Annotated in this window: 4 protein-coding genes and 1 pseudogene; 1 reads left to right on the plus strand and 4 read right to left on the minus strand. The window is 64.6% G+C overall.

Annotated features, from left to right (window positions below):
* Window positions 1-220: 220 nt before the first annotated feature.
* The 3 genes from HMPREF3174_RS05430 to HMPREF3174_RS05440 are packed head-to-tail and all read right to left on the minus strand — an operon-like array spanning window position 221 to window position 3,263.
* Window positions 221-1,534, minus strand: coding sequence for a TRAP transporter large permease (locus HMPREF3174_RS05430; protein WP_070448167.1), 1,314 nt, complete (start codon window positions 1,532-1,534; stop codon window positions 221-223).
* A complete protein-coding gene (locus HMPREF3174_RS05435; protein WP_068538875.1) occupies window positions 1,531-2,226 on the minus strand; it encodes a TRAP transporter small permease in 696 nt (231 codons plus the stop codon). Before HMPREF3174_RS05435 ends, HMPREF3174_RS05430 begins: the two co-directional genes overlap by 4 nt.
* The gene (locus HMPREF3174_RS05440; RefSeq protein WP_068538876.1) at window positions 2,226-3,263 is read right to left on the minus strand and encodes a TRAP transporter substrate-binding protein; all 1,038 of its coding nucleotides are present in this window, start codon (window positions 3,261-3,263) and stop codon (window positions 2,226-2,228) included. The genes HMPREF3174_RS05435 and HMPREF3174_RS05440 overlap by 1 nt, the downstream gene beginning before the upstream one ends.
* Before the next feature lie 337 nt (window positions 3,264-3,600).
* On the opposite strand from HMPREF3174_RS05440, the gene uxaC reads away from it, so the two are divergent.
* Entirely contained in the window at window positions 3,601-5,007 is a 1,407-nt protein-coding gene (gene uxaC / locus HMPREF3174_RS05445; protein WP_062614185.1) for a glucuronate isomerase, read from the plus strand.
* A 234-nt stretch (window positions 5,008-5,241) separates the two neighbouring features.
* Here the strand turns inward: uxaC and HMPREF3174_RS09395 are convergent.
* A pseudogene (locus tag HMPREF3174_RS09395) lies at window positions 5,242-6,001 on the minus strand (hypothetical protein); the annotation flags it as partial.

Raw genomic sequence — 6,001 nt, forward strand, 5'->3', positions numbered from 1 at the left:
CGCATCTTGCCGAGTAGTGCAGCATCTGTGTGCGGCGGGCCGGAGGGCCACCCCGACGTGCGGCCCTCCCCCGGGTAGGCCGGCTGCCGTGCGGCGGCCGTGGCGGCCAGCACCCACCGGGCATTAAAATAACTTGGACGATTTCGGGGCGATCTCCTCATATAAGAAGATCGCCCCGAAATCGTCCAGGAAATTCAAATCCCGGCCCGCAGCCCGCCGGCTAGATGAGCCCGAACACCCCCGGCAGCCACAGCGAGAACGCGGGGACGAACACCACCACGAACAGCGCCAGGATGATGCCGACCAGGAACTGCCACAGCTTGGAGATCACGACCTCCATGCGCAGCCCGGCCACCTTCGCGCCCACGAACAGCACGTTGCCAACCGGCGGCGTGATCACGCCGACCGACAGGTTCATCACCACCATCGCACCGAAGTGCACCGGGTGGATGCCGATGTCCTTGACGATCGGCAGGAAGATCGGCACGAAGATAAGGATCGCGGGGGTCGGGTCCATGAACGTGCCCACCACCAGCAGGATCAGCATGATGATGATGAGGATGCCGGTGGGCGAGTCGGTAACGGACAGGAGCCCGTTGGCGATCATGTCGGGGATGCGGGCGAATGCCATCACCCACGACAGGCCCGCCGACACCGCCACAAGGAACATGACCACGGCGGTGGTGCGGGTGGCGGAGAGGATGATCTCAGGCAGGTCCTTGAGCTTGATGTTCTTGTACAGGAAGCCGAGCACCAGGCAGTAGACCACGGCGATGGCGGAGGATTCGGTGGCGGTGAATGCGCCGCCGAGGATGCCGCCCACCACGATGACGATCATGAGCAGCGACGGGATGGCGCGCCACAGGGTCACGCCCACCACCTTGGCGCTTGGCCGCTCGGTCACCTGCACCACGTTGTTCTTTTCGTGACGGAAGTACAGGATGAGGGCCACGATCATACAGGCCACTACCCACAGGGTGCCGGGGCCGACGCCGGCCATGAACAGGGCGGCTATCGACGTCGAGGACACGAGCGAGTACACGATGAACGTGTTCGACGGCGGGATGAGCATGCCGGACGGGGCGGAGGCCACGTTGACGGCGGCGGTGTATTCGCGCGAGTAGCCATCCTTGGTCATGCGAGGGGTCATGATGGTGCCAACCGCGGAGGCGGCGGCAACAGCTGCGCCGGACACGGAGCCGAACAGGCCGTTGGCCACCACGTTGGTCAGCGCCATCGACGCCGGCATGCGGCCCACGAGCACCTTCGCCGCGTCGATCAACCGTGCGGCGATGCCTCCGGAGTTCATGAGCACGCCGGCGAGCACGAAGAACGGGATGGCAAGTAGTGAGAAGGAGTTGACGCCGGTGAACATGCGCCCGGCCACGGACATCGCGGCCACGTCCGGGTTCATGACCGCCATTGCGGCGATCACGGTGGGTAGGCCGATGGCCACGGCGATCGGCACCGAGGTGGCGATCAGGAGAATGATTCCAACAAGCAGGATGAGTCCTGCAACAGCGGTAGGTGTCACAGCTGGGCTCCCTTCGTGTTGTCGCGGGCGACGCCGTCCGCGCCGTTCGCGTCCGCAGCGCCGGCCTCGCCAGCGCCGTTCGTGCCGGCACCAGCGCTAGCCGCGCCTTCGCTGTCAGCCACGCCGACGGCGTCGTCGACCGGGCTTCCCTCCGCCTCGGCCTCGATCTTGATCTTTTCCGCATCCTCCAAGGCCATTTCGGCCTCGGGGATCGGGAAGTTGGACTCGCGCCCGGCCGCGATTTCCACGATGTGGTACAGCGCGTAGAGCACGATCGCCAGGCCGGAGATGGGGAGTACCAGGTAGACGGAGCCGATGTTAACCGGTAGGGCGGTGAGGTTCTGGGACCAGGCATTCATCGCGGCGTTCCAGCCACCCCACACGAGCGCGGTGGCGCCGAGGATGAGAGAGGCCACGTGGGTCCAGATCGCGAAGGCCTTTTGGGTGCGCTCCGGGGCGCGGAGGACAAGGAACTCCACGGCCATGTGGCCGCGCTCCCCGTACACGAACGCGAGCCCGAGGAAGGACAGCCAGACGAAGAGCATCTTGGCCAGCTCCTCAGACCAGGTCACGGGCGAGGACAGCACCAGGCGGGAGAAGACCTGCCAGGTGGTGGAGAAAACGAGGCCGACGAACAGGATGATGCACAGCCAGCCGAGGAACTTGGTGGTGAACTGATGGACGCGTTGCATTACTGACCCCCTTCGGTGTCGGCAGCGCGGATCGCGTCGAAGAGCTCGCGCTGGTAGCCGTCGGACACGAAGCGGTCGACGATCGGGGCGAGGGCCTGCGCGAATGCTTCCTTGTCCACCTCGTAGAAGGTGGCGCCGTTGTCTTCGGCGATCTGGCGCGATTCTTCGGTGTATTCCTTCCACAGCTCGGTGTGGAAGTCCATGGAGTCGTACCAGCATTCGTAGAGGATCTCGCGGTCGGCTTCGGGCATGGCCTCGAGCAGGTCGTGGCGCATGATCATGTAGTCGAGGCCGACCAGGTGGTTGGTGTAGGACAGGTAGGGCGCCACTTCCATGTGGCGGGCGGTGTTGTAGGAGACGAGGTTGTTTTCGGCCCCGTCGAGCACGCCGGCCTGGAGGGCCGAGTAGACCTCGCCGTAGGACAGCGGGGTGGCCGACCCGCCCATGAGCTTAATCATCTCGATGTGCATGTCGGATTCTTGGACGCGGATCTTCTTGCCCGCGAGGTCGGCCGGGGTTTGGACCGGGCCGAACGTGGTGTAGATGTGGCGCTCACCTTGGGTGTAGCCGCCGAGCACCGTGATGTTTTCCTTGTCCTCGAGGGAGGCGAAGAGGCCGCCCACGATGTCGGGGTCTTGGATGACCTTGATCTGATGTTCGATGGAGCTAAAGGTGGTGGGCATGTTGAGGACGCGGAAGTCCTGGTTAATGTTTTCCAGCTGGGTGCCGGACACGATAGACATTTCGATGGCGCCGGACTTGACGTACTGGAGGACTTCCTGCTGCGAGCCGAGCTGCTCGTTGGGGAAGATTTCGATCACGTAGCGCCCGTTTGTGCGCTCGGCGACGTCTTCGGAAAACTTCTGGAGGGCCTTAAATGACGGGTGGGATTCCGACTGGTTGAGGGCCACCTTGAAGTAGGAAACAGTATCTTCGTCGCCCACCGAGTCAAGCTTGATGCCTCCGAGCCCGGCACAGCCGGACAGCAGGAGTGAGGCGCTTGCTGCGAGAGCGAGAAGGTTCCAACGTTTCTTCATTGGATCTCCTTAGCATGCGGGGCGCGGGTGCCACCCCGTGGGTGTGTGAGCCAGCACTGGCTTCGGTCGTCCTCGTGGGACGCGGCGGCTTTGCGTGCGTCTTGGAAGATGCTTTGAGGCTATCAGGATCCTTACACCCAGGGAAGAACTTGACAAATGTAGTATTTCACACTGCTGAATTACCGTTTATACCCTCAAAACGCATGACATGTTCGCGCCCGCCCCTTAGAGTGAGCGTAGGGACGAAAGACTGACGACACTGTCGCCCCGCCGACGTCGGCCGGGCACCTCGCGTCCAGCTCACCACCCGCCGATCCCCAACCCAAGGAAGGCACACATGGAACTTCAGCCGCACCCCGATCGCCTCTTCCCCGCCGATCCCACCACGCGCAGCATCGCCCGCGACCTGTACGCGCTGGTCAAGGACGCCCCGATCATCTCCCCGCACGGCCACGTTCCCCCGGAGTGGATCGCGGACGACGTCCCGTTCAAGGACCCCACGTCCCTCCTCATCACCCCTGACCACTACGTCAACCGCATGCTGCACGCCCACGGCGTGGAGCTGAGCGAGCTCGGCGTCGGGCAAAAGGAGTTTTCCGAGGAGCAGTCGCGCAACGCGTTCCGCATCCTGTGCGCCAACTGGTGGCTGTACCGCGGCACGCCCGTGAAGTACTGGATGGAAAACGAGCTGTTTGATTACTTCGAGGTGCGGGTGCGGCCGTCGGCGGAGACCGCCGACCAGATCTACGACCAGATCGCCGAACGCCTCGCCGACCCCGCCTACCGCCCGCGCGCCCTCTACAAGCGCTTCAACATCCAGTTCCTAGCCACCACCGACGACCCGTGCGATTCGCTTGAGCACCACGCCAAGATCCGGCAGACCTTCGACGGCACGGTCGTCCCCACCTTCCGCCCCGACAAGTACCTCGAGCCCGCCCGCGCCGACTGGCCCGAGCTGATGGCGGCACTGTCGGAGGCCTCGGGCGTGGACACGACGTCGTGGGCCGGGTTCAACGCCGCGATGGAAAACCGCCGCGCCTACTTCAAGGCCGCCGGCGCGATCTCCACCGACCACTCCCACCGCGACCCGGGCACCGCCCGCCTCTCCGACGCCGAAGCCGAGCGGATCTACCAGCAGGCCCTCGCCAGGAAGGTGTCCCCCGCCGACGCCGACGCTCTCCGCCGCTCCATGATGTACGAGCAGGTGCGCATGGCCTCCGAGGACGGGCTGGTCATGACCATGCACCCGTCCGTGTACCGCAACCACCACACGCCCACCTTCAACAAGTACGGCGCGGACGTGGGCTGCGACATCCCGCTCAAGACCGAGTTCGCCGCCGCCCTACAGCCCGCGCTCGCCGACTGCGGCGACTCCGAGAACCTGCATCTCATCCCGTTCACCATGGACGAGACCGTGTACTCGCGCGAACTGGCGCCGATGGCGGGCTTCTACCGGTCGGTGTTTATCGGCGTGCCGTGGTGGTTCATCGACGCGCCCGAGGCGATGGCCCGCTTCCGCGGCGCCGTCACCGAGACTGCGGGCTTTACCCGCACGTCCGGCTTCATCGACGACACCCGCGCCTTCTGCTCCATCCCCGCCCGCCACGACGTGTCGCGCCGTATCGACGCCGGGTACGTGGCCAAGCTGGTGGCCGAGCACCGGCTAGAGATGGATGAGGCCGAGGAGGCCATCCGCGAGCTGGTGGTGGGCAACCCGGTGCGGGCCTTCAAGCTCGAAGGCTAGGGCCCGGTCGGGGCCCGGTCGCGGGCGGCGGGCGACCGTTCAACAACGGCTTCTTCCTCGAGCCCACCGTACTAGTGGACGTGGAACCGCATCCTCGCGCCGGACTTCTTCTAGCCGGCTGGTGCTGGCTAGCCCCGTCGGCTGGTGGCGCCCGCACATACGTGGATCCCCCGGTGTTCTTTTCAGAACACCGGGGGATCCACGCGCTAGAGGTGGACTCTCACCTGAAGGTGATTAGTCCTCCCGACGCTTCCGCGACACCAGGAAGGCACCAGCTGCAGTCAGCATGGTAGCCGCAGCAGCCAAGCCGCCCACGGTAGCACCCGTGTACGAGAGCTTGCCGGTGCCGGACTTCGGCGCAGTCTTACCCGCGACCGTGATCGTGGACGTATCGAGGACGTTGCCGTCCTTGTCCGTCACGGTGACCGTGATCTTGTCGCCGGGCTTGGCATTCGGATCGGCGGTGATGACCAGGTTGCCATCCTTGTCGATCTGAGCCTTACCCGGGCCCTCGACCGTGACCTTAGCGTCGCCGGGGACCTTGCCGCCGTCATTCGGGATCACAACGGTCTCGCCAGGCTTGACAGAACCGTCGCCCCAGTTCGGCTTATCGGCCTCAGGCTGCTTGTCCGGATCGGTAACCGTGACCTCGATCTTGTCTATCTCGTTGCCGTCCTTGTCCTTGACGATAACTACGATCTTGTCACCAGGCTTGGCGTCCTTATCGATGTCGACAACCACGTTGCCATTCTCATCGATGGTCACCTTGCCCGGACCGTCAGTCTCGACCGTGGTGCCGTCCGGAACCGGGCCACCGTCATTCGGGATCACGACGGTCTCGCCGGGCTTGCCCGAACCATTACCCCAATCCGGGGACTTGGGAGCCTCCGGCTCGGTGACGGTGATCTTGCCATCGTTCGAGGTGTTGACTTCCTTGCCACTGTCCGGGGTCTTGCCCTCAACGGTGACGGTGTAGTTGCCATCGATCGGAGCG

This window comes from Trueperella sp. HMSC08H06 (genome assembly GCF_001808465.1).
Classification (GTDB): domain Bacteria; phylum Actinomycetota; class Actinomycetes; order Actinomycetales; family Actinomycetaceae; genus Trueperella; species Trueperella bernardiae.